Origin of the sequence: Frondihabitans cladoniiphilus (assembly GCF_039544345.1) — a bacterium.
GTDB classification, from domain to species: Bacteria; Actinomycetota; Actinomycetes; order Actinomycetales; family Microbacteriaceae; genus Frondihabitans; species Frondihabitans cladoniiphilus.
Genome location: NZ_BAABLM010000002.1, coordinates 293587 through 315010 on the forward strand (window position 1 = coordinate 293587; position 21424 = coordinate 315010).

The window sequence follows — 21424 nt, forward strand, 5'->3', positions numbered from 1 at the left end:
CGACTAAATTGGTTCCGTGAGCGCCACGAGAGTCTTCGTCGCCCGGCTCGCCGGGTGCTCCGTTTTCGACCCCGCGGGCGACAAGGTCGGCAAGGTGCGCGACGTCCTCGTCGTGTACCGCCGTTCCGAGGCGCCCCGCGTCGTCGGCCTGATCGTCGAGGTGCCGGGCAAGCGCCGCGTCTTCGTCAGCATCGGTCGCGTCACGAGCATCGGCTCGGGTCAGATCATCACGACCGGCACGATCGCCCTGCGTCGCTTCGAGCAGCGCGGGGGCGAGGTGCGCGTCATCGCCGAGATGCTCGGTCGCCGGGTGTCGCTCCGTCAGGACAACTCCAAGGCCATCATCGAAGACGTCTCCATCGACGAGACGAGCGAGGGCGACTGGGAGGTCGGGCAGGTCTTCCTGCGCAAGCCCAAGACCAGCCCGTCGCCCTTCGGCAAGGGTCCGACCGTCTTCTCGTCGTGGGCCGACATCCAGGAGGAGAACGCGCCGGGCGAGGCCCAGAGCGCCGAGCACGTCATCGCCGCCTACTCCGACCTCCTCCCCGCCGACCTGGCCAACACGCTCCTCGACCTGACCGAAGAGCGCCGCTACGAGGTGGCCGAAGAGCTCTCCGACGACCGCCTGGCCGATGTCCTCGAAGAGATGCCCGAAGACGAGCAGGTCCAGATCCTCAACCGGCTCGAAGACGGTCGGGCCGCCGACGTCCTCGACCAGATGCAGCCCGACGACGCCGCCGACCTCATCGCTCAGCTCACCGACGAGCGCGGTGAGGCCCTGCTCGCCCTGATGGAGCCCGAAGAGGCCGACGACGTCCGCATGCTCCTCAGCTACGACGCCGACACGGCCGGTGGTCTGATGACGACCGAGCCCGTCATCGTCTCCGCCGACGCCACCGTGGCCGAGGGCCTGGCCCTGATCCGCCGCCACGAGATCGCCCCGGCGCTCGGGGCCGCGGTCTGCGTGGTCCTCCCGCCCTACGAGCCGCCCACTGGCCGCTTCTTGGGCATGGTGCATTTCCAGCGCATGCTGCGCTACCCGCCGAACGAGCGTCTCGGCACGCTCCTCGACCAGCAGCTCGAACCCGTCCACGTCGGCGCGAGCGCCCTCGAGGTGACCCGGGTCATGGCGACGTACAACCTCGTCTCCGTGCCCGTCGTCGACGACAACAACCGACTGGTCGGGGTGGTGACCATCGACGACGTCCTCGACCACGTGCTGCCCGAAGACTGGCGCAGCCAAGATCCCGAGCAACCCCTGGGCCGAACCCGCATCCGCGGCAGAAAAGCCCCTGTAGCCACCAGCACCGGAAGGAGGACGACCAATGGCCCGCGATAGCCGCAGCGACGTCCGTCTCGATTCACCGAAGGGCCTGCGTTCGCGCGTCCTCCCCGGCCGCAACCGGCAGAGCAAAGACAGTTTCGGGCGTGCCACCGAATCCATCGCCCGGGGCATGGGCACGCCGTACTTCCTGATCGCGCTGACCCTGTTCTGTCTGGTCTGGATCGCCTGGAACGTCACCGTCCCGCAGTTCCTCCGCTTCGACTCGTCCGACAACGGCTTCACGGCCCTGACGCTCGTGCTCTCGCTTCAGGCCTCCTACGCCGCTCCCCTGATCCTGCTCGCGCAGAACCGCCAAGACGATCGAGATCGGGTCCAGGTCGAACAGGACCGCCAGCGATCCGAACGGAATCTCGCCGACACCGAGTACCTCGCCCGCGAGGTCGTGGCCCTGCGCCTCGCCATCAAAGACATGGCCTCGAAGGACTTCATCCGAGACGAGCTCCGGTCGCTCCTCGAAGAGCTCGATCGGAACCGGAGCGACGACCGAGACCGGGGGGATGCCTCCGCCGACCCCGCCCCGTCCACGAGGGCTCCCCGTGCCTGACCTCGTCGCCCAGACGATCCGCACCGCCCTCTCGCGCGTCCTCGACCCCGAGATCCGCAAGCCCATCACCGAGCTCGACATGGTCGGCGACGTGTCCGTCTCCTCCGACGGTCTCGCCACCGTGGGCGTCAAGCTCACCATCGTCGGCTGCCCGGCCGCCGACACGATCGAGCGCGACGTCCGCGACGCCACCGCTGCCGTGCCCGGCGTGTCCGACGTCGTCGTCGACGTCTCCGTCATGACGCGCACCGAACGAGCAGCCCTCACCGAGAAGCTGCGCGGGGGCCGGGCCAAGCGCGGCATGCAGTTCGGCGCCGACTCGCTGACCCGGGTCGTCGCCGTCACCAGCGGCAAGGGCGGAGTCGGCAAGTCGACCCTGACCGCCAACCTCGCCGTGGCCCTGGCCCGCCGCGGATTGGCCGTCGGCATCGTCGACGCCGACGTGTACGGCTTCTCGATCCCAGGCCTCGTGGGCCTCGTTGACGCCTCCGGGGCGAGCGTCAAGCCCACCCAGGTCGACGACATGATCCTCCCCCCGGTCGCCCACGGCGTGAAGGTCATCTCGATCGGCATGTTCGTCGACGACACCTCGACGGCCGTCGCGTGGCGGGGGCCCATGCTGCACCGCACGATCGAGCAATTCCTGACCGACGTGTACTTCGGCGACCTCGACGTCCTCCTCCTCGACCTGCCGCCCGGCACCGGCGACGTCGCGATCTCCGTCGGGCAGTTGCTGCCGCACGCCGAGGTGCTCGTCGTCACGACGCCCCAGCCCGCGGCGGCCGACGTCGCCGAGCGCTCGGGTCTCGTCGCGCGGCAGACCGGGCAGAAGCTCCTCGGCGTCGTCGAGAACATGGCCGGTCTCGCCCAGCCCGACGGCAGTGTGCTCCAGCTCTTCGGCGAGGGGGGCGGCGCCGAGACCGCCCGCCGCCTCTCCGCCGGCCAAGACGAAGCGGTTCCGCTCCTGGCCAGCGTGCCCCTGAGCATGGGGCTCCGCGAGGGCGGCGACTCCGGCACACCGATCGTGCTGTCGGACCCGGGGGATCCAGCGGCTCGCGTCATCGACGACCTGGCCGCTGCGCTGATGGTGCGGCCCCGCGGCCTCGCGGGGCGGAAGCTCGGCCTCAGCGTCGGCTAGCGCCCCCGCGCCCGTCGCGCCCGTCCCGCCTTCCGCCGGGAAGAACGCGAACCGACGCGGATCGGCCATACAGCCAGGTCCGCGGCGCTGGCACCATGGCCGAACCGCGTCGCCTCGGGCGGCTGCCCGCTGGCAGACGCAAAACGACCACGCCCGCCGAAGCGAGTGTGGTCGTGGCTGCTGCCGGAGGGCGTCGGCGCTCTCAGTGAGCGCCGGGCCGACTCAGCGGTCGAAGGAGCGCGTCGGAACCTGGCGGTAGCCGTCGTGAGCGGTGCTGGCGAACGTGCCGGCGACGGCGGCGACGACTGCGAGGGAGACGATGGAGAGGGCGATGATCATGTCGGGGGTCTGTTTCTTCTGCGGTGTGGTCGAGCCGGTGGTGACCGGCTGTGATATCCAGTATGAGTCGATCGACAGCTAAGAACAATCACGCATTTCTTGACTCACCATGTAGTTTTGCTACATGGACGTCAAGCGACTCGAACTCCTCCGCGAGCTCTCCGAACGGGGCAGCATCGCGGCGGTGGCTCGGGCGACGCACCGCACCCCCTCGGCCGTCTCGCAGCAGCTTAAGGTGCTCGAGCGCGAGGCCGGCACCCCTCTCACCGAGAGGCGGGGCCGTGGCCTGGTCCTGACCGGCTCCGGCCGTGTTCTGGCCCAGACGGCCACCGACGTGGCGGTCGCCCTCGAGCGCGCTCAGGCGGTCTGGGACGACTTCGTGGTGACCCCTCAGGGCGAGGTCACGCTGGCCACCTTCCCCACGGCCGGGCAGATGCTCCTCCCCGGACTCCTGCGCACCGTGGCCGAGACGCCGGGCCTGGTCGTCGTCGCCTCCGACCACGACCCCGCCACGCTCGAGTTCGCCGACCTCGCGGCCGACCACGACGTCGTCCTGGCGCACTCGATCGACGGCGCCCGGACCTGGCGTGGCAGGGGCCTCACGGTGGTGCCGCTCCTGCGTGAACCCCTGGACATCGCGTTGCCGGCCGATCATCGTCTCGCGGGGCGTGCATCCCTCGCGCCGGCCGATCTCGTCGGCGAGAACTGGATCGGGGTTCCCGAAGGCTACCCGTACGACTGGGTCTACCGGGAGATCGAGCGGCTGACGGGCACCGCGGCCCGCATCGCTCAACGATTCAGCGACACTCGCATCACCGAGGCGCTGGTCGGAGCGGGCCTCGGCATCGCGATCCTGCCCCGGTTCACGACGGCCGGAGTGCGCGACGACATCGTGGTCCTGCCGCTCGAAGGGATCCGAGCCGTCCGACACCTGTCGGCGCTCGTCCGCCCGGACCGCGGTGAGCGGCCCTCCGTGCGCCGTGTGGTGGACGCGCTCCGCGCGGAGGCCTCCCAGGTCGCGGCGCGACATGGAGGCGTCTGAGGGCCGCTGGAGACCGCGACGCGGTCCGACCCGACGGAGGTGGAAGCAGGACGGCTGCTAGGTGGCCTCGTTGTCGTACGGCGGCGCCTCGCCGATGGCCAGCGGCACGATGCGCGGCGGAGCGGCTCGCGTCGTCAGCCCCTCGGAGACGGCCATGGACGCCGAGGCCTTCGTGGTGACGGGCACCGCCGGCTCGTCGAGCAGCGCATCGCGGATGATCCGCCGGGGGTCGTACTGGCGCGGGTCGAGCTTCTGCCAGTCGACGTCGTCGAAATCGTCGCCCATCTCGTCGCGCATGCGGTCTTTGGCGTTGTCGGCCATGCCGCGGACCGTCTTCACCAGACGAGCGAGTTTCTGGGCGTAGACCGGAAGTCGTGTGGGCCCCAGAAGGATGACCGCGATGAACGCGATCACGATGAGCTTGTCGGGAGAGAACACGACAAGAGACTAACCGGTCACGGCGGGATCCTCCCCCTAGAGTTGACCGACGAGGAGTGCCAGTGCCACACAAAGAGTCCAGTTGGAAGTTCGCCGAAGAACTGGTCACCGAGAGCGACGCGATCGCTCTCGCACGGCAGCACTCGCTCGAGGCCGGGGTCGAGGCCGTCTCCCCCGGGGTCGGAGCGCAGCTCGCCGTGACCACGGCGCTGGTCGACGCGCGCAACGTCATCGAGATCGGCACGGGTCTCGGGGTCTCGGGCCTGTGGCTCCTGCAGGGCTCCCCCGAGGCGACCCTCACCTCCATCGACGTCGAGGTCGACCACCAGCAGACGGCCCGCGAGAGCTTCGCCGTCGCAGGCGTCCCGGCCAGCCGGGTCCGGCTCATCACGGGCCGGGCGTCCGAGGTGCTCCCCCGCATGAACGAGAACTCCTACGACGTCGTGTTCGTCGACGCCGACCCCGAGGGCGTGATCGAGTACGTCGAGCACGGCCTCCGACTGGCGCGGGCCGGCGGCGTCGTCCTCGTGGCGCACGCCCTCTGGAACGGCCGGGTGGCGAACCCGGCGGCCCGAGACGCACTCACGACGGGGTTCCGCACGCTGCTCACCGAGGTCTCGACCTCACCCGCCGTGACCAGCTCGCTCGCCACCTCCGGCGACGGCCTGCTGCAACTCGTCAAGCGCTGAGAAAGAGGGGCGCGAAACGGGGGATGCACGGCCGCACCCTCGCCGCCCTTCGTCCCCCCTCCCGCACGGAGAAACGCCCCGCCGCACGAACGAATCGTGCTGCGGGGCGTTTCGAAGGACTGCGAAGCGGTGGTGCCTCAGGCTCCGACGACGCCGGCGAGGGCGTCGTGCAACTCTTTGGCTTCGTCGTCATTGACCGACACCACAAGGCGTCCGCCACCCTCGAGCGGAACCCGCACGATGATGAGACGCCCCTCCTTCACGGCCTCCATTGGTCCGTCGCCGGTCCTCGGCTTCATGGCTGCCATCAGATAGTCCCCTTTCGCGGAATGCTCCGTACCATTATCGGTGATTTGTCCGTCGATCCCTAAACGACTGCGCTAACCTCCGCTGCGCGATGACGCAGTGCGTCGCAGGTGCCACCGCCGCCGACTCCAGAAGGGGCAGCCACCGAGGAACTCGGGCGGCGTGTTCTGGAGTCGCTCGCGGCAGGAGGAGCCCGGGCATCCCCCGGCATCGATCACGGCGGCGTCCAGTCGGCGCCGTTCACCCACCAGCAGTAGTAGATCCAGACCCACTGCCCGACGACGCAGAGGACGAGCAGCGCGACGCGGAAGACCTTCGACCGCGGCACCGCGAGGGCTCCCAGCAGCGGGAAGAGCGGCATGAGCACTCGGAACGTGCTCGATTGCGGGAAGAACACCGCGAGGAGATAGAGCGCGTAGGCCACCGACCAGAGGCGCAGGTCGACCGGGAGGCGGCGCACCCACGGCGAGAGCAGGAACAGGGCGAACAGCACGACGGCGACGGCGAGGAAGACGACCCCCGAGCCGCCGGGGAACCACCAGTCGGCGCCTTGGACCCACGAGGTGAACGGGACGAGCTTGCCGTAGCCGATGTAGTCGGCCCGCCAGGCCAGCTCGGTCTCGGTGTAGGCGCTCCGATCGCCCGTGGCGATCCACGCGACGACGGGCCACGCGAGGCCGAGGACACCGGTCACGACGGCGACGACGATCACGACGACGCGGTCGCGCCCCGGGAACGGATCCGTGCGCCGGTTCCACCATCGGAAGGCCCAGTGAAGGACGAGGACGAGCGCGAGGGCGACCATGCCGGGCCGGGTGAACGACGCCACGGCGGCCGTGGCGAGCATCAGCCAGTAGCGCCGCTGCAGCAGGAAGAGCAGGCTCGCAGCGACCAGCAGCAGGAAGAGCGACTCGGCGTAGGTCACCTGCATCAGCGGCGACAGCGGGGCGAAGCAGAACAGGGCGACGGCGAACAGGGCCGAGCCCGCGGGGAGGAACCGGCTGACCAGACGGTGGAACACCAGAGCGGCGCCGGCGGCGGCCACGACGGAGACGAAGACGCCGGCGGCCGGGAACGCCGCCCCCGTCAGCAGCATGAAGCCCTTGACGAGGTAGGGGTAGACCGGCAGGAACGCCCACGCGTTCTGCCCCACGTGCAGCGCCCCGCCCACGTCGACCAGCGGAAGCGTCTTCGGGTAGCCGAGCGTCGCGATGACGTAGTACCACTGGCCGTCCCAGATACGAGCGAAGCTGCCGTAGTCGGGGTGCTGGACGGTCCAGGAGGTGGTCGGCTCCATCGCCGCGAAGATCAACAGGAAGGCCGTGCTGACGAGGCGCGAGGCCACGAAGATCGCCAGCACCCGGAGCCACCAAGGGCTCGCGCGGAGCCGGCCGAGCACCGTCGCCGACCGGCTGCGGAGCGACTGCGGACCGGCCGCGGCCACCGGATCGCGGGTGATGAGGCCGTCAGCCACGGCTCAGGCCGTCAGCCACGCCCGCAGGCCGCGTTCGCACTCGGTGATTTCTCGGACCGCCACGCGCTCGTCGTCGGCGTGGGCCTTCTGCGGGTCGCCGGGGCCGTAGTTGACCGCGGGGATGCCGAGGGCGGAGAAGCGGGCGACGTCCGTCCAGCCGTACTTCGGCGCGGCCGTGCCGCCGACGGCGGCCAGGAACTCTTGAGCCAGCGGCGCGTCGAGACCCGGACGGGCACCGGCGGCGAGGTCGACGATCGTGACCTCGAAGTCGCCGAACAGCTCTGTGATGTGAGCCACGGCCTCGTCGGCGCTGCGCGAGGGGGCGAACCGGTAGTTGACGTGGACCATCGCCTCGTCGGGGATCACGTTTCCGGCCACCCCGCCCGAGATGCCCACGGCGTTCAGGCCCTCGCGGTAGACCAGCCCGTCGACCTCGACCTCGCGGGCCTCGTAGCCGGCCAGGATGTCGAGGATCGGTGCGGCCTTGTGGATCGCGTTGTCGCCAAGCCACGACCGGGCGCTGTGCGAGCGCAGCCCGAACGTGCGGATCTCGGCTCGCAGGTTGCCGTTGCACCCGCCTTCCACGCTGGCGTTCGACGGCTCCATCAGGATGGCGAAGTCGGCGGCGAGCAGGTCGGGGCGCACCCGCGAGAGGCGGCCGAGGCCGTTCAGGGCGTCGGAGACCTCTTCGTGGTCGTACCAGACCCAGGTCACGTCGACGAGGGGCTCGGAGAGCTCGACGGCCAGCTTGAGCTGCACCGCGCATCCCCCCTTCATGTCGACCGTGCCGCGGCCCCACAGATATTCGACGTCGTCGATCGTCTCGTAGCGGGTCGGCACGTTGGCGTTGATCGGCACCGTGTCGATGTGCCCGGCGATGACGACGCGGCGCTCGCGCCCGAGGTTCGTGCGGGCCACGATGGCGTCGCCGTCGCGGAACAGGTCGAGGTGCGGCGCGGCCGTCAGCACCGCCCAGATCTCGTCGGCGACGACCTTCTCGTCGCCCGACACCGACTCGATGTCGCAGAGCTGGCGGGTGAGGTCGATCGAGGTCGTGGTGAGGTCGAGAGACGGCATGGCCATCAGCCTAACCTGCGCCCATAAACGGCGAGTAAGAGCGTGGGATGCACGGGCCACCCCTGCTCCGAGGCCCCTCCCCGCCCCGATACGCTCGTATCCATGAGCATCGAACAGACGTCGCCCGCGCCCCGCCACGCCTGGGGCTACGGCCTCGCCACGGTCTCGTCGGACCGCACCGTCCTCGACACCTGGTTCCCGTCGCCGAAGCTCGGCGAATTCCCCGCCGACCGCGACGCCGCGATTCCTCCCGCCGAGACCGAGTCCCTCGCGGGTCACGACCCCCGCCGCGGAGTGGAGCTCGCTCCGACGACCGTGCAGATCGACCTCGACGAGGCGCCCGCCTCCACGCAGGACGCCTACCTGCGCCTGCACCTGCTCAGCCACCTTCTCGTCAAGCCCAACACCGTCAACCTCGACGGCATCTTCGGGTTCCTGCCCACGGTGGTCTGGACGAATGCCGGGCCCGTGCATCCCACGGACTTCGCGCGACTGCGCATGTCGCTGCAGCGCGCCGGGATCGTGGCCAGCGGGATCGACAAGTTCCCGCGGCTGCTCGACTACGTCGTGCCCGAGCGCGTGCGGATCGCCGACGCCTCGCGCGTGCGGCTGGGCGCCCACCTCGCTCCTGGCACGACGGTGATGCACGAGGGCTTCGTCAACTTCAACGCCGGCACCATCGGCACCTCGATGGTCGAAGGGCGCATCTCTCAGGGCGTGGTGGTCGGCGACGGCTCCGACATCGGGGGCGGCGCGTCGATCATGGGCACCCTCTCGGGTGGCGGCACTCAGCGGATCTCGATCGGCGAGCGGGCGCTTCTCGGCGCGAACTCCGGCATCGGCATCTCGATCGGCGACGACTCGGTGGTCGAGGCGGGCCTCTACGTGACGGCGGGCACCAAGGTGCTGGTCGTCGGCGCGACCGACCCGTCCGGCAAGCCGCAGACCGTCAAGGCCGTCGAGCTCTCGGGCCGGAGCGGGCTGCTCTTCCGCCGCAACTCGTTGACCGGAGCCGTCGAGGTCATCCAGCGGAAGGGCTTCGGCATCGCGCTGAACGCGGCGCTGCACGCGTAGACGGGCTCGAGGCGCCGGCCGGACTGTCTCTGTCTCGGGAACCCGCCCCGTCTGGCAAGAACGCGCGATTTCACGGAGAACGCGCCGTTCTCTGGCCGCGTTGTCCGTGAAATCGCGCGTTCTCCTCGTCGCCGATCGGCCGCGGCTCAGCGGTCGGTCGGCCAGTCGCGCGCCGGCGAGCCGATGTACAGCTGCTGCGGGCGGCCGATCTTCGTGGCCTTGTCCAGGTTCATCTCACGCCAGTGGGCGATCCAGCCGGGCAGGCGTCCGATCGCGAACAGCACCGTGAACATGCGCGGCGGGAAGCCCATCGCCTTGTAGATGATGCCGGTGTAGAAGTCGACGTTGGGGTAGAGCCGGCGCGAGATGAAGTACTCGTCGGAGAGCGCCACCTGCTCGAGCTCGAGGGCGATGTCGAGCAGCTCGTCTTTCACGCCGAGGGCGGCGAGCACCTCGTCGGCGCTCTCTTTGACGAGCTTCGCCCGCGGGTCGTAGTTCTTGTAGACGCGGTGCCCGAAGCCCATCAGCTTGACGCCGTCTTCTTTGTTCTTGACGCGCTCGACGAACCGGGCGACGCCCTGGCCGGAGTCGCGGATGTCGGCCAGCATCTTCAGCACGGCCTCGTTCGCGCCGCCGTGCAGCGGTCCGTAGAGCGCCGAGATGCCCGCCGAGATGGACGAGTACATGTTGGCCTCGGTCGAGCCGACCAGGCGGACCGTCGAGGTCGACGCGTTCTGCTCGTGGTCTTCGTGGAGGATGAGGAGACGCTCGAGGGCCTTGGAGAGCACCGGGTTGATGACGTACGGCTCGGCCATGGTGCCGAAGTTCAGCTTCAGGAAGTTGTCGACGAAGCTGAGCGAGTTGTCGGGGTAGAGGAACGCCTGCCCGAGGCTCTTCTTGTGCGCGTAGGCCGCGATGACCGGGAGCTTGGCCAGCAGACGGATCGTCTGCAGTTCGACCTGGGCGGCGTCGTGCACGTCCATCGTGTCTTCGTAGAACGTCGACAGCGCACCCACGGCGCTCGACAGGACCGACATCGGGTGGGCGTTGGCGGGGAGGGCGTCGAAGAACCGACGGAGGTCTTCGTGCAGGAGCGTGTGACGACGGATGCGCTCGTCGAACGACTTCAGCTCGTCGGCCGTGGGCAGCTCGCCGTAGATGAGGAGCCACGCGGTCTCGAGGAAGGTGCTGTTCTCGGCGACCTGCTCGATCGGGTACCCGCGATAGCGCAGGATGCCCTGGTCGCCGTCGATGTAGGTGATCGCGCTCTTCGTCGCGGCCGTGTTCACGAAGCCGGAGTCGAGGGTCGAGTAGCCGGTCTGCTTCATGAACGTCGAGATGTCGACGCTCGACGCCCCGTCGGTACTCGCGAGGATCGGGAACTCGGCGGTCGTCTCGCCGATCGTCACGGTTGCGGTCTGCGGCGTGGCCTTCTGGGCGTCTTTGGCAGTGTCAGTCACCACGCCAGCCTAATCGCCTCGGGGCGCGAATCGGCACATCCGTTTGGAGCGGTGCAACCTCGGCGCGATGCGGGGCGAACGCGGGATGCACCGTCCCGACGACTCGGAAGGGCTCAGGCCGGGACGGACACGGCCTCGAGCCGGGCCACCGCCGCGTCGATCCGCTCGTCGGTGGTGGTGAGGGCGATCCGGACGTGAGAGCCGCCTGCCGTGCCGTAGAACGTGCCGGGAGCGACGAGGATGCCGAGACGGGCGAGGCGGTCGACGGTGGCCCAGGCGTCTTCGTCGCGGGTGGCCCAGAGGTAGAGCCCGGCCTCGCTGCCATCGATGCGGTAGCCCGCCTGCTCGAGCGCGGCCGACAGGCGCTGACGGCGACCGCGGTACAGGTCTTTCTGCGCGGCGACGTGGGCCTCGTCGCCGAGAGCCACCACCATCGCCTGCTGGACCGGGGCCGGGGGCATGAGACCCGCGTGCTTGCGGACCGCGAGGAGTTGACCGACGACCTCCGCGCACCCGGCGATGAACCCGGCCCGGTAGCCGGCCAGGTTGGACTGCTTCGAGAGCGAGTAGACGGAGATCACGTTGTGTCGGCTGTCGCCGATGACGCGGGGATCGAGGATGCACGGGGTGGGCTGGTCGGCCCACTCCCCCTCCCAGCCGAGCTCGGCGTAGCACTCGTCGCCGGCGATCACTGCACCGAGCTCGCGCGCCCGGGCCACGGCCAGTCGCAACTGCTCGATCGAGAGCACCGTGCCGTCGGGGTTGCCCGGACTGTTCAACCAGACGAGCCTCGTGGAGGCGGGCCATTCGGTCGGGTCGTCGGAGGCCAGCGCCGTCGCGCCGACGAGCGCGGCGCCGAGCTCGTAGGTCGGGTAGGCGTTGGTCGGGTAGACGATCGTGTCGCCGGGGCCGAGGCCGAGCCAGAGGGCCATGCCCGCGATGAGCTCTTTGGAGCCGATGGTCGGGAGGACGTTCGCGTCGGTCAGCCCGGTGACGCCGCGACGACGCGCGTACCACTCCGAGATCGCAGCACGCAGCGCCGGAGTGCCCGCGACCTGCGGGTAGGAGTGTGCGTCGGTGGCCTCGGCCAGAGCCGTGCGGATCAGCGCGGGAGTGGGATCGACCGGAGACCCGACCGAGAGGTCGACGATGCCGCCCTCGTGGGAGCGGGCGACGGCCGTGGCGTCAGCGAGGCTGTCCCACGGGAACTCGGGGAGGTCGAGGGCCACGACGGATCAGGCGTCGGCGCCCTGCGGGGGCAGGGCCGCGATGATCGGGTGGTCTTTGGCGATGACGCCGACCTTGGCCGCGCCGCCGGGCGAACCGATCTCGTCGAAGAACTCGACGTTGGCCTTGTAGTAGTCGGCCCACTTGTCGGGCAGGTCGTCTTCGTAGTAGATCGCCTCGACGGGGCAGACGGGCTCGCAGGCGCCGCAGTCGACGCACTCGTCGGGGTGGATGTAGAGCGAGCGTTCACCCTCGTAGATGCAGTCGACCGGACACTCGTCGATGCAGGCGCGGTCTTTGACATCGACACAGGGCAGGGCGATCACGTACGTCACGGGCGGGGCTGTTCCTTCGCGTCGGGCAGGCCTTGGGAATCCTGCAGCGAGGCCTTCATCTTATCGCCCGCTCCTGGCCGCCTCGTGCCGCGGGACGGGAGCTTCGGCCACCCGACCACGAAGAGCGCGATGACCACCGCGCCGAAGATCCAGACCAGGCCGAGGGCGTCGCCCGTGATCAGCACCGAACCGCCGGCGCTCTGGAACGACAGCAGCACCAGGACCACCAGGACGCCCACGGCGGCGAACGCGGCCACCCGCCTCGAATCGAAGAGGACCCGGAACCCCAGGAGGAGGACGGCGACGACGACGAGCGACAGCACGATCCCGATCGGGAACGACCCGGCGTCGATCTGGTACGAGACCGATCCGATGGCTCCGAAGAGCGCGCCGACGACGAGGGCGAGGATCAGTGTCACTGCTCGGCCCGACCGACCGAGCTCCGCCATGTCGGGTGCGGACGACGTCACGGGCGGCAGCGGCTCGGCCTGGTGACGGAAGGTCTCGACCACCGAGACGGGCTCGACGGCGCCGTGCGGGAACTCGAGGGCCGGACCCCCTGCGGTCGTCACGACTGCCACCTGCGTGCGGTACTCGCGCAGGGCATCCACCTTTCGGTCGATCAGCCGGGAGCCGTCGATGACGACGTCCGCACTCGCGACCGGGCCGAGAGCGCCGGCTTCGGGATGCGCGGTGCCGCCGGTGATGGCGAAGAAGGGCACCCCCGTGAGGCGGGCCACCTGCAGCGCAGCACGGTTGACCCGCACGTGGTCGGGGTGTCCGTAGCCGCCGTCGGTGTCGTAGCTGACGATGGCGGTGGGTTCGAGGTCGGCCACCACGGCTGCGAGATCGGAGACGATCTCGGAGAACTCGGCGGCGCAGAACGACGCCGGGTCGAGGTCGGCCACGGGCACGGGAACACCCTCGGCGCTCCACTGCATGCCGGAGTCGCGGTAGGGACGGGGGGCGAGACCCGCCGTGCGGGCCCCGGGAGCGCCGAGGAAACGATGATCACGGACCCCGAGGACCTGCATCGCACGAGCGATCTCACCCTCGCGGTGCACGGCCAGGGCGGCCGGATCGGTGCGCAGCGCGGCCAGGTCGTCGGGCATGACCTCGCCCAGCTCGCCGCGGGTGCAGGTCACGACGGTGACTCGGGCGCCGGCGTCGACGAGGGCCGCGAGCGTGGCCCCGGTCGTGATCGTCTCGTCGTCGGGGTGGGCGTGGACCAGGAGGACGCGGTCGAGCGGCACGCCGTCGGCGCGGCTCGGAGCGAGGGCATCGGGGGAAGACATCACTGGCCAGAATACGGGCTGGGGCGGAGTGCCTGCTGGACCGAGGGCGGAACGGGGACCGAGGGCGGAGCGGGAACGGGAAACGCCCCCGACCTCACGGCCGGGGGCGTTCGCCTGGAGCGGGTGCGAGCTACGCGTTCTGCTTCTTCAGACGCGCGGTGCTGCGCTGACGCGCGGAGGCGTCGAGCTCGACCTTGCGGATGCGGATCGCCTCGGGGGTGACCTCCACGCACTCGTCGTCGCCGGCGAACTCGAGGGCCTCTTCGAGCGACAGCACCTTGGAGGGGGTCATCGACTCGAAGTTGTCGGCCGTCGACTGACGCATGTTGGTCAGCTTCTTCTCCTTGGTGATGTTCACGTCCATGTCGTCGGCGCGCGAGTTCTCGCCCACGACCATGCCCTCGTAGACCTCTTCGGTGGGCTGCACGAAGAAGGTCATGCGCTCCTGGAGGTTGATGATGGCGAAGGGCGTGACGACGCCGGCGCGGTCGGCGATGATCGAGCCGTTGGTGCGGGTCGAGATCTCACCGGCCCAGGCGTCGTAGCCGTGCGAGATGCCGTTGGCGATACCGGTGCCGCGCGTGTCGGTGAGGAACTGCGTGCGGAAGCCGATCAGGCCACGGGCGGGAACGATGAACTCCATGCGGACCCAGCCCGAGCCGTGGTTCGCCATGTTCTCCATGCGGCCCTTGCGAGCGGCCATGAGCTGCGTGACGGCACCGAGGTACTCGTCGGGCACGTCGATGGTCATGTGCTCGAAGGGCTCCTGGAGCTTGCCGTCGACGCGACGCGTGACGACCTGGGGCTTGCCGACGGTGAGCTCGAAGCCCTCGCGACGCATCTGCTCGACCAGGATGGCCAGCGCGAGCTCGCCACGGCCCTGGACCTCCCAGGCGTCGGGACGCCCGATGTCTTCGACCTTGAGCGAGACGTTACCGATGAGCTCGCGGTCGAGACGGTCTTTCACCATGCGGGCGGTGAGCTTGTGGCCCTTGACCTTGCCGATGATCGGCGAGGTGTTCGTGCCGATGGTCATCGAGATGGCCGGGTCGTCGACCGTGATGGTCGGCAGGGGGCGCACGTCGTCGGGGTCGGAGAGGGTCTCGCCGATTGTGATGGTGTCGAAGCCGGCGACGGCGACGATGTCGCCGGGGCCCGCGCTCTCGGCGGGGTAGCGGCTGAGCGCCTTCGTGATGAGGAGCTCGGTGATGCGGGCGTTCTGCACCGAACCGTCGTGCTTGACCCAGGCGACGGTCTGGCCCTTCTTCAGCGTGCCGTGGAAGACGCGGAGGAGGGCGAGACGACCGAGGAACGGCGACGCGTCGAGGTTGGTGACGTGAGCCTGGAGGGGGTGCTCGTCGTCGTAGGTCGGCGCCGGGACGTGCTTGAGGATCGCGTCGAACAGCGGCTCGAGGTCGTCGTTGTCGGGCAGCGTGCCGTTCTCCGGCTTGTTGATCGAGGCGGCGCCGTTACGGCCCGAGGCGTAGACCACGGGCACGTCGAGGATGGCGTCGAGGTCGAGGTCTTCGACCTCGTCGGCCAGGTCGGAGGCGAGGCCGAGGAGGAGGTCCTGGCTCTCGGCGACGACCTCGTCGATGCGCGCGTCGGGGCGGTCGGTCTTGTTGACCAGCAGGATGACGGGGAGCTTCGCGGCCAGGGCCTTGCGGAGCACGAATCGGGTCTGGGGCAGCGGGCCCTCGGACGCGTCGACGAGCAGGACGACGCCGTCGACCATGGAGAGGCCGCGCTCGACCTCGCCACCGAAGTCGGCGTGGCCGGGGGTGTCGATCACGTTGATCGTGATGGGGCCGTCGGTCGCGTGGACACCGTTGTAGAGCACCGCGGTGTTCTTCGCGAGGATCGTGATGCCCTTTTCGCGCTCGAGCTCGTTGGAGTCCATCATGCGGTCTTCGGTGTCGAAGTGGGCGTCGAAGGAGTTGGTCTGCTTCAGCATCGCGTCGACGAGCGTGGTCTTGCCGTGGTCGACGTGGGCAACGATTGCCACGTTGCGCAGGTCACTGCGGATGGCAGTCGCCATAGTTGTGCACCGTTTCTAATGGGGGTTTGGGGAGAAAAGTCTCGAGGCGCGGCAGTGCCGCGACCTACAGAGTCTACCCGAGGCCGCGTGAACCGGGGGTTTCGTCCTCTGAGGGCGGACATCGGCCGCGATTCGGGCGAAAACGGGGGATGCACCGGCCGACGCGTGAACGGAGGCCGGGCCCCGAGGGATTCCTCCCCCGGGGCCCGGCCCGTGCATCCCGCGCTCTCGCAGGGGTTATTCGTCGGCGCCCGCCGCCATGATCTTGGCGCGGAGCTCGCGGCGGTCGCGCTGGATCTCGGGGTCGGGCAGAGGCACGGCTGCGATGAGGCGCTGCGTGTACGGGTCTTTCGGGTGGCGCAGGATCTCGTCGCGGGTGCCCACCTCGGCGAGCCTGCCGAGGTGCATGACGGCGATGCGGTCGGCGAGGATGTCGATGACCGCCAGGTCGTGCGTGATGAAGAGGCAGGCGAACTGGAACTCGCGCTGCAGCTCGCGAAGGAGTTCGAGCACGGTGGCCTGCACCGACACGTCGAGGGCCGAGGTCGGCTCGTCGGCGATGAGGAGCTCCGGGCGCAGGGCCAGCGCACGGGCGATGCCGACGCGCTGCTTCTGCCCGCCCGACAGCTCGTGCGGGTAGCGGTTGCGGTAGCTGCGCGGCAGTTTGACACTGTCGAGCAGGGTCTCGACCTCGCGGACGAGGCCCTGACCCTTGGACTTCTTGGCCAGGAGGAGGGGTTCGCCGATGCTCTCGCCGATGGACATGCGGGGGTTGAGCGACGAGGACGGGTCTTGGAAGACGATTCCGGCGTTCTTGTGCACCTGGCGGACCAGACTCCGGTTCGGCTTCGACAGGTCGACCCCGACGACGTCGAGCTTGCCCTCGGTGATGGGCAGCAGACCGATGCCGGCACGACCGAGCGTCGTCTTGCCCGAACCGGACTCGCCGACCAGGCCGACGACCTCGCCCTTGTGCACGGTGAGCGACACGTGGTCGATGGCGCGGAACGCTTTCACGCGACCACGGCCCGGGTACTCGATGACGACGTCGTCGAAGGACAGGACCGCCTCGCCCTCGGGAGCGGACTGGCGGGAGAGGTACTCCTCGCGTTCGGTGACGACCGGAGCCGATCCGGAGATGGTGCCGACCGTCTCGGCCATCGTCTCGGTGATGTCGACGCTCTCGTCGCCCTCGCCGCCCTGGCCCAGGTGCGGAACGGCGGCCAGGAGGGCCTTGGTGTACTCGTGCTGCGGGTTGCGGAAGATCTCGAGCGTCGGGCCGGCCTCGACGACCTCGCCCTGGCGCATGACCGCGATGTGGTCGGCCAGGTCGGCGACGACGCCCATGTCGTGCGTGATGAGGAGGACGGCGCTGCCGAGACGGTCGCGGAGGTTGCGGATGAGGTCGAGGATCTCGGCCTGGACCGTGACGTCGAGGGCCGTGGTCGGCTCGTCGGCGATGAGGAGGCCGGGGTCGCACGAGATCGACTGGGCGATCATGGCGCGCTGACGCTGACCGCCGGAGAGCTGGTGCGGGTACGAGTTGAAGGCCTTCTCGGGGTCGGGGAGCTCGACCATTCCGAGCAGCTCGATGGCGCGATCGCGGGCCTCGTGGGGCGAGATGCCGTAGTGCACGCGGAGGGTCTCGACGATCTGGAATCCGACCGTGAAGACCGGGTTCAGGGCCGTCATGGGCTCCTGGAAGATCACGGCGATCTCGCCACCGCGGATCTCGCGCATCTGGCTCTTGGACAGCCCGCGGATCTCGCGCCCCTTGAGCTTGATGCTTCCGCCGACGCGGCTGTTGCGGGGCAGGAGGTCGAGCACCGACATCGAGCTGACGCTCTTGCCGGAGCCCGACTCGCCGACGAGCGCCATGACCTCGCCGCCCTTGATCGAGTAGTTCAGCTTCTTGACTGCGGGAACCCACGTGCCGTCCACGGCGAAGTCGACGTCGAGGTCGGAGACCTGGAGGACGGGGCCGTCGAAGGCGGGGGTGTCGGTGGTGACCTGGGCCATCAGACTGAGGTCCTTTCTCGGTCGGTGACGACCGCGATGTCTCGGTCGGTGACGACCGCAATGCAGGAAGAGAGTGAGGAAGCTGGGACGATGGGGGCATGGTCGAATCGAGCGATGCCGAGAGCGTCGAGTTCCACTCCCGTTTCAACCGAGTGCTGGCCGTCGTGGTCTGGGTGCTGATCGCGTTCGTCGTCGTGTCGACGATCGTCGGCGACGCGGCGAACACCCTCCAGGCCCTGCTGCCGGGCCTGTGCATCGCCGTGGTGGCGTGGATCGTGCTCTGGCGTCCGCACCTCGTCGTCGCCGAGGACGGCGTGACCCTGGTGAACGTGCTGCGTCGGCAGACCGTGCCGTGGGCGGCACTCATCAACGTCGACACGAAGTTCGCGCTGACGCTGTTCACCCCGGGCGCCAAGTACGTCGCCTGGGCCGCGCCCGCACCGGGCCGCACCGGAGCGGCCGTGGCCAAGCGGCAGTCGAGGAGCGGGAACGTCGCTCCGCGCGGTGCCGTCGGAGGTCAGGCCCGACCGAGCGACCTGCTCAGCACGGAGTCGGGCGCAGCGGCCGACATGGTGCGCGAGCGCTGGTACGACCTGCGCGACTCGGGCCGTCTCGAGGTCGGCCGCGCCGACGAGGCGCGCGTCGTGACGAGCGTGCTCTGGCTGCCGGCCGCCATCGCGGTCGTGCTCGCGGTGGCTGCGGGAGTCGTGCTCTCGAGCCACTGACGCGCCGGCCAACGTCGTGCCCCTGAGGACGTCGGTCATGCCGGCGTCGAAGACGTGGTCAGACCGGGCTCGGCGGGAGCCTCGGGCTCGGCCGTCTTCTTCAGGCTGAAGCGCTTCTGGCGCGGGTCGAACGCGTCGCGCAGACCGTCGCCGACGAAGTTGACGCAGAGCGCCAGCAGCACGATGAAGGAGGCGGGCCACCAGAACAGCCACGGGCGGGTCTGGAACGCCGACTGGTTGGCACTGATCAGAAGACCGAGCGACGAGTCGGGCGACTTGATGCCGTAGTTGAGGTAGCTGATCGCGGTCTCGAGCAGGATCGCCGAGGCGATCAGCAGCGTGGAGCTGACGATGATCACGCCGACCGCGTTGGGGAGGATGTGGCGGAAGATGATCCGCGCATCCGATGCCCCGGCGACGCGCGCCGCCTCGACGAACTCGCGTTCGCGCAACGACAGGAACTCGGCCCGGACCAGACGGGCGATGACCATCCAGGAGACGAGCCCCAGGAGCACGGCCAGGCCGAAGGCTCCGAACCCGCCCGAGCCGCTCGACTTTCCGACGATGGCGCCGACGACGAGGGCCGGGATCACGATGAAGACGTCCGTGATGCGCATCAGGATGGCGTCCACGACGCCGCGGTAATAGCCGGCGAACGCGCCGACGACCACGCCGATGATCGTCGCCGTGACGCCCAGGACGATCATGACCAGCACGGAGTTCTGGATGCCGCGCATGACGAGCGCGAAGTAGTCCTTGCCGATCGTGTCCTGCCCGAAGGGGTGGTTGCCGAGGTGGAACCCGGCGCCGCCGAGGAACTTCGGCAGGATCGAGAGAGTCGCACCGCCGTCGTTCTGGATCGGGTTGAGGCCTTTGTAGCCGAACTTCCACCAGCCCGGGATGGGGCCGAGACCGATCGACGTGACTGCGAAGACGATGATCAGCACGTAGACGATCAGGGCGACGACCGCGAGTCGGTTGCCGAGGAAGCGGCGGAAGACGATCCGCCCCTGGCTCTCGCCGCGGTGGTTGTCGTCCAGCTTCGCGGCGTCCTGGACGCCGTCGTTGAGGTTCGGTTCGAGCGGGTTGCCCTGGATGGAGCTCATCGGGTGGCCTCTCGGGAGTCGGTGGTCGCGGTCGTGTCGGTCGTGGGGAGCGCCCGGGTCATCGGACACGCACCCGCGGGTCGAGCGCCGAGTAGGCGAGGTCGGCCAGGAAGTTGAAGCCGATGGCCGTGATGGCGACGACGAGGAAGTAGCCCATCACCGAGTTGACGTCGGTGATCTGCAGACCGGTGTTGAAGAGCGCGCCCATGCCGCTGATGGCGAAGACGGTCTCGGTGATGACCGCGCCACCCAGCAGGGCACCGATGTCGGTCGCGATCAGTGTCGCGATCGGGATCAGCATGTTGCGGAGGGCGTGCCGCACGATGACGGTGCGCTCGGGAAGTCCCTTGGCGCGGGCGGTACGCACGTAGTCCTGGTCGAGCACCTCGAGCATCCCCGACCGCGCGTAACGGGTGTAGCCCGCGAAGCTGATCAGCAGGAGGCTGATGGTCGGCAGCAGGAGGTGCGTGTAGGTGTCGATGCCGCTGATCCAGAAGTTGCCGCCGAGGGAGGGCGTTTGAGCGCCGACGGTGCCGATCGGGCGACCGCCGACCATCTGCACGTAGCTGTCCCACGACTGGACGAACCGGTCGAGGAGGACGATCGCGGCCGACAGGACGCCGGTGAGCGCGCCGATGCGCATCATCATGCCGCGGTCGTAGCCGCCCACGAAGTAGCCGCTGAGCAGACCGACGATCAACGTGATGACCGCGAGGGTGAGGATCGTGCCGAGCGTCGAGATGTTGAAGAGCGACTGCAGCGAGTAGTACGCGACGATCGACAGCAGGACGTTGATCGCGGCGGTCAGGATCGCACGGCGGTTCTTCAGACCCGCGAGCAGCGACACGACGACGAAGCCGATGACGCAGTTGAACACGATGATGAAGACCGGTCCGAGCGAGGGATGCGTGAACCAGTCGCTGGCCGAGAGGCCGCCGAGGATGAGGGCCGAGAGCACACCGGTGCCGACGAACACGATGGCGCGCCGGCGCAGGTCGCCGCCGACGATGAGTTGGACGATCAAGCCGAGCACCACACCGATGATCACCAGGTTCAGGATCGGGATGTGGGCGTCTTGCAAGAAGTTGTTGTACCCGAGCGCGATGAACGATTTCAACAGCACGGCCATCAGGAAGGAGGGCAGCGAGTAGAGGAAGAAGCTGAACAGCGTGATCGTGTAGTCGAAGCCGCTGTAGACGCGGAGAGCGGTGAAGACACCGAGGGCGATACCGAGGACGATCGCGAGGATGAACGAGAGGGTCACGAGCTGCAGGGTCGACGTCATTGCCGCCGGCAGCAGGATGGTGATGGGCTGACCCTGGAAGTTGGTGCCGAGGTCGCAGCCGCCCCCCACGGGGATGATGCACTTGCCGACGCCGCTCAACCAGATGCCCCAGCGGAGCGGAGGGATGACGTTCAAGTGCTGCTGCGCCGTCCGGGCGGCGATGAGCGCGGCCTTGTTGGGCGACGAACTGCCGATGAGGTCGGAGAGCGGATTGCCCGAGTTCGCCACGAGCACGTACATGATGAACGACGCGGCGATGAGGACGAGGACGGAGACGATGATGCGTCTCACGATGAAACTGACCATTTGTGATGGGACCTTTGCGTTGCGGAAGGCGCGCTGGAGACTGCTGACGAAGAGCAGATCGAGGTTACTACGGCTGAACTCATGGCGAGGGCGTCGGACTCCGAAGAGCCCGACGCCCACCCATGTTGTTGCTCGTTGCTTCAGTCGGCGGGCGAGGTGATC

General features: G+C 69.0%; 19 protein-coding genes. 7 read left to right on the forward strand and 12 right to left on the reverse strand.

Annotated features, from left to right (window positions below; all coding sequences use genetic code 11):
• Positions 1 to 16: 16 nt before the first annotated feature.
• The 4 genes from ABEA39_RS06375 (at position 17) to ABEA39_RS06390 (ending at position 4408) form a co-directional block, all read left to right on the forward strand.
• Positions 17 to 1339, forward strand: coding sequence for a magnesium transporter MgtE N-terminal domain-containing protein (locus ABEA39_RS06375; RefSeq protein WP_345374504.1), 1323 nt, complete (start codon positions 17 to 19; stop codon positions 1337 to 1339).
• Positions 1326 to 1889 (forward strand): DUF1003 domain-containing protein, encoded by a 564-nt coding sequence (locus ABEA39_RS06380; protein WP_345374506.1) that lies wholly within the window; start codon positions 1326 to 1328, stop codon positions 1887 to 1889. The genes ABEA39_RS06375 and ABEA39_RS06380 overlap by 14 nt, the downstream gene beginning before the upstream one ends.
• Positions 1843 to 3027 carry an Mrp/NBP35 family ATP-binding protein gene (locus ABEA39_RS06385; RefSeq protein WP_425556931.1) on the forward strand — a complete coding sequence of 395 codons (1185 nt, stop codon included), beginning with the start codon at positions 1843 to 1845 and terminating at the stop codon, positions 3025 to 3027. Before ABEA39_RS06380 ends, ABEA39_RS06385 begins: the two co-directional genes overlap by 47 nt.
• Before the next feature lie 463 nt (positions 3028 to 3490).
• A complete protein-coding gene (locus tag ABEA39_RS06390) occupies positions 3491 to 4408 on the forward strand; it encodes a LysR family transcriptional regulator (RefSeq protein ID WP_345374510.1) in 918 nt (305 codons plus the stop codon).
• A gap of 57 nt (positions 4409 to 4465) precedes the next feature.
• Here ABEA39_RS06390 and ABEA39_RS06395 read toward each other — a convergent pair whose 3' ends face one another.
• Positions 4466 to 4846 carry a Sec-independent protein translocase family protein gene (locus tag ABEA39_RS06395; RefSeq protein WP_345374512.1) on the reverse strand — a complete coding sequence of 127 codons (381 nt, stop codon included), beginning with the start codon at positions 4844 to 4846 and terminating at the stop codon, positions 4466 to 4468.
• A gap of 62 nt (positions 4847 to 4908) precedes the next feature.
• On the opposite strand from ABEA39_RS06395, the gene ABEA39_RS06400 reads away from it, so the two are divergent.
• Positions 4909 to 5535, forward strand: a complete 627-nt coding sequence (locus ABEA39_RS06400; protein ID WP_345374514.1) for an O-methyltransferase — start codon at positions 4909 to 4911, stop codon at positions 5533 to 5535.
• A gap of 137 nt (positions 5536 to 5672) precedes the next feature.
• On the opposite strand, the gene ABEA39_RS06405 is transcribed toward ABEA39_RS06400, so the two are convergent.
• The 3 genes from ABEA39_RS06405 to dapE form a co-directional block, all read right to left on the reverse strand.
• Positions 5673 to 5843, reverse strand: coding sequence for a DUF3117 domain-containing protein (locus ABEA39_RS06405; RefSeq protein WP_146853833.1), 171 nt, complete (start codon positions 5841 to 5843; stop codon positions 5673 to 5675).
• A gap of 212 nt (positions 5844 to 6055) precedes the next feature.
• Positions 6056 to 7315: a hypothetical protein gene (locus ABEA39_RS06410; protein ID WP_345374516.1), complete on the reverse strand. Its 1260-nt coding sequence runs from the start codon at positions 7313 to 7315 to the stop codon at positions 6056 to 6058.
• 3 nt (positions 7316 to 7318) lie between these two features.
• Positions 7319 to 8392, reverse strand: a complete 1074-nt coding sequence (dapE, locus tag ABEA39_RS06415) for a succinyl-diaminopimelate desuccinylase (protein ID WP_345374518.1) — start codon at positions 8390 to 8392, stop codon at positions 7319 to 7321.
• A 102-nt stretch (positions 8393 to 8494) separates the two neighbouring features.
• Here dapE and dapD point away from each other — a divergent pair, with 102 nt between their 5' ends.
• Complete coding sequence (dapD, locus tag ABEA39_RS06420) at positions 8495 to 9466, forward strand: 2,3,4,5-tetrahydropyridine-2,6-dicarboxylate N-succinyltransferase (RefSeq protein WP_345374520.1); 972 nt, start codon at positions 8495 to 8497, stop codon at positions 9464 to 9466.
• 146 nt (positions 9467 to 9612) lie between these two features.
• Here dapD and ABEA39_RS06425 read toward each other — a convergent pair whose 3' ends face one another.
• From ABEA39_RS06425 to ABEA39_RS06450, 6 genes are all read right to left on the reverse strand, one after another.
• Positions 9613 to 10926, reverse strand: coding sequence for a citrate synthase (locus ABEA39_RS06425; protein ID WP_425556932.1), 1314 nt, complete (start codon positions 10924 to 10926; stop codon positions 9613 to 9615).
• Positions 10927 to 11039: 113 nt separating this feature from the next.
• Complete coding sequence (gene dapC, locus ABEA39_RS06430) at positions 11040 to 12155, reverse strand: succinyldiaminopimelate transaminase (RefSeq protein WP_345374523.1); 1116 nt, start codon at positions 12153 to 12155, stop codon at positions 11040 to 11042.
• 6 nt (positions 12156 to 12161) lie between these two features.
• On the reverse strand, positions 12162 to 12488 hold the full coding sequence (fdxA, locus tag ABEA39_RS06435) for a ferredoxin (RefSeq protein WP_345374525.1): 327 nt from the start codon (positions 12486 to 12488) through the stop codon (positions 12162 to 12164).
• Positions 12485 to 13783: a DUF6113 family protein gene (locus ABEA39_RS06440; protein WP_345374527.1), complete on the reverse strand. Its 1299-nt coding sequence runs from the start codon at positions 13781 to 13783 to the stop codon at positions 12485 to 12487. The genes fdxA and ABEA39_RS06440 overlap by 4 nt, the downstream gene beginning before the upstream one ends.
• 130 nt (positions 13784 to 13913) lie before the next feature.
• Complete coding sequence (gene typA / locus ABEA39_RS06445; protein ID WP_345374529.1) at positions 13914 to 15821, reverse strand: translational GTPase TypA; 1908 nt, start codon at positions 15819 to 15821, stop codon at positions 13914 to 13916.
• Positions 15822 to 16058: 237 nt separating this feature from the next.
• The gene (locus ABEA39_RS06450) at positions 16059 to 17840 is read right to left on the reverse strand and encodes an ABC transporter ATP-binding protein (protein WP_345374531.1); all 1782 of its coding nucleotides are present in this window, start codon (positions 17838 to 17840) and stop codon (positions 16059 to 16061) included.
• Positions 17841 to 17938: 98 nt separating this feature from the next.
• Between ABEA39_RS06450 and ABEA39_RS06455 the strand changes: the two genes are divergently transcribed.
• Positions 17939 to 18565, forward strand: a complete 627-nt coding sequence (locus ABEA39_RS06455; RefSeq protein ID WP_345374533.1) for a PH domain-containing protein — start codon at positions 17939 to 17941, stop codon at positions 18563 to 18565.
• Between the two features lie 35 nt (positions 18566 to 18600).
• Here ABEA39_RS06455 and ABEA39_RS06460 read toward each other — a convergent pair whose 3' ends face one another.
• Positions 18601 to 19671: an ABC transporter permease gene (locus ABEA39_RS06460; protein ID WP_345374535.1), complete on the reverse strand. Its 1071-nt coding sequence runs from the start codon at positions 19669 to 19671 to the stop codon at positions 18601 to 18603.
• Positions 19672 to 19729: 58 nt separating this feature from the next.
• On the reverse strand, positions 19730 to 21247 hold the full coding sequence (locus tag ABEA39_RS06465) for an ABC transporter permease (RefSeq protein WP_345374538.1): 1518 nt from the start codon (positions 21245 to 21247) through the stop codon (positions 19730 to 19732).
• Positions 21248 to 21424 lie beyond the last annotated feature (177 nt).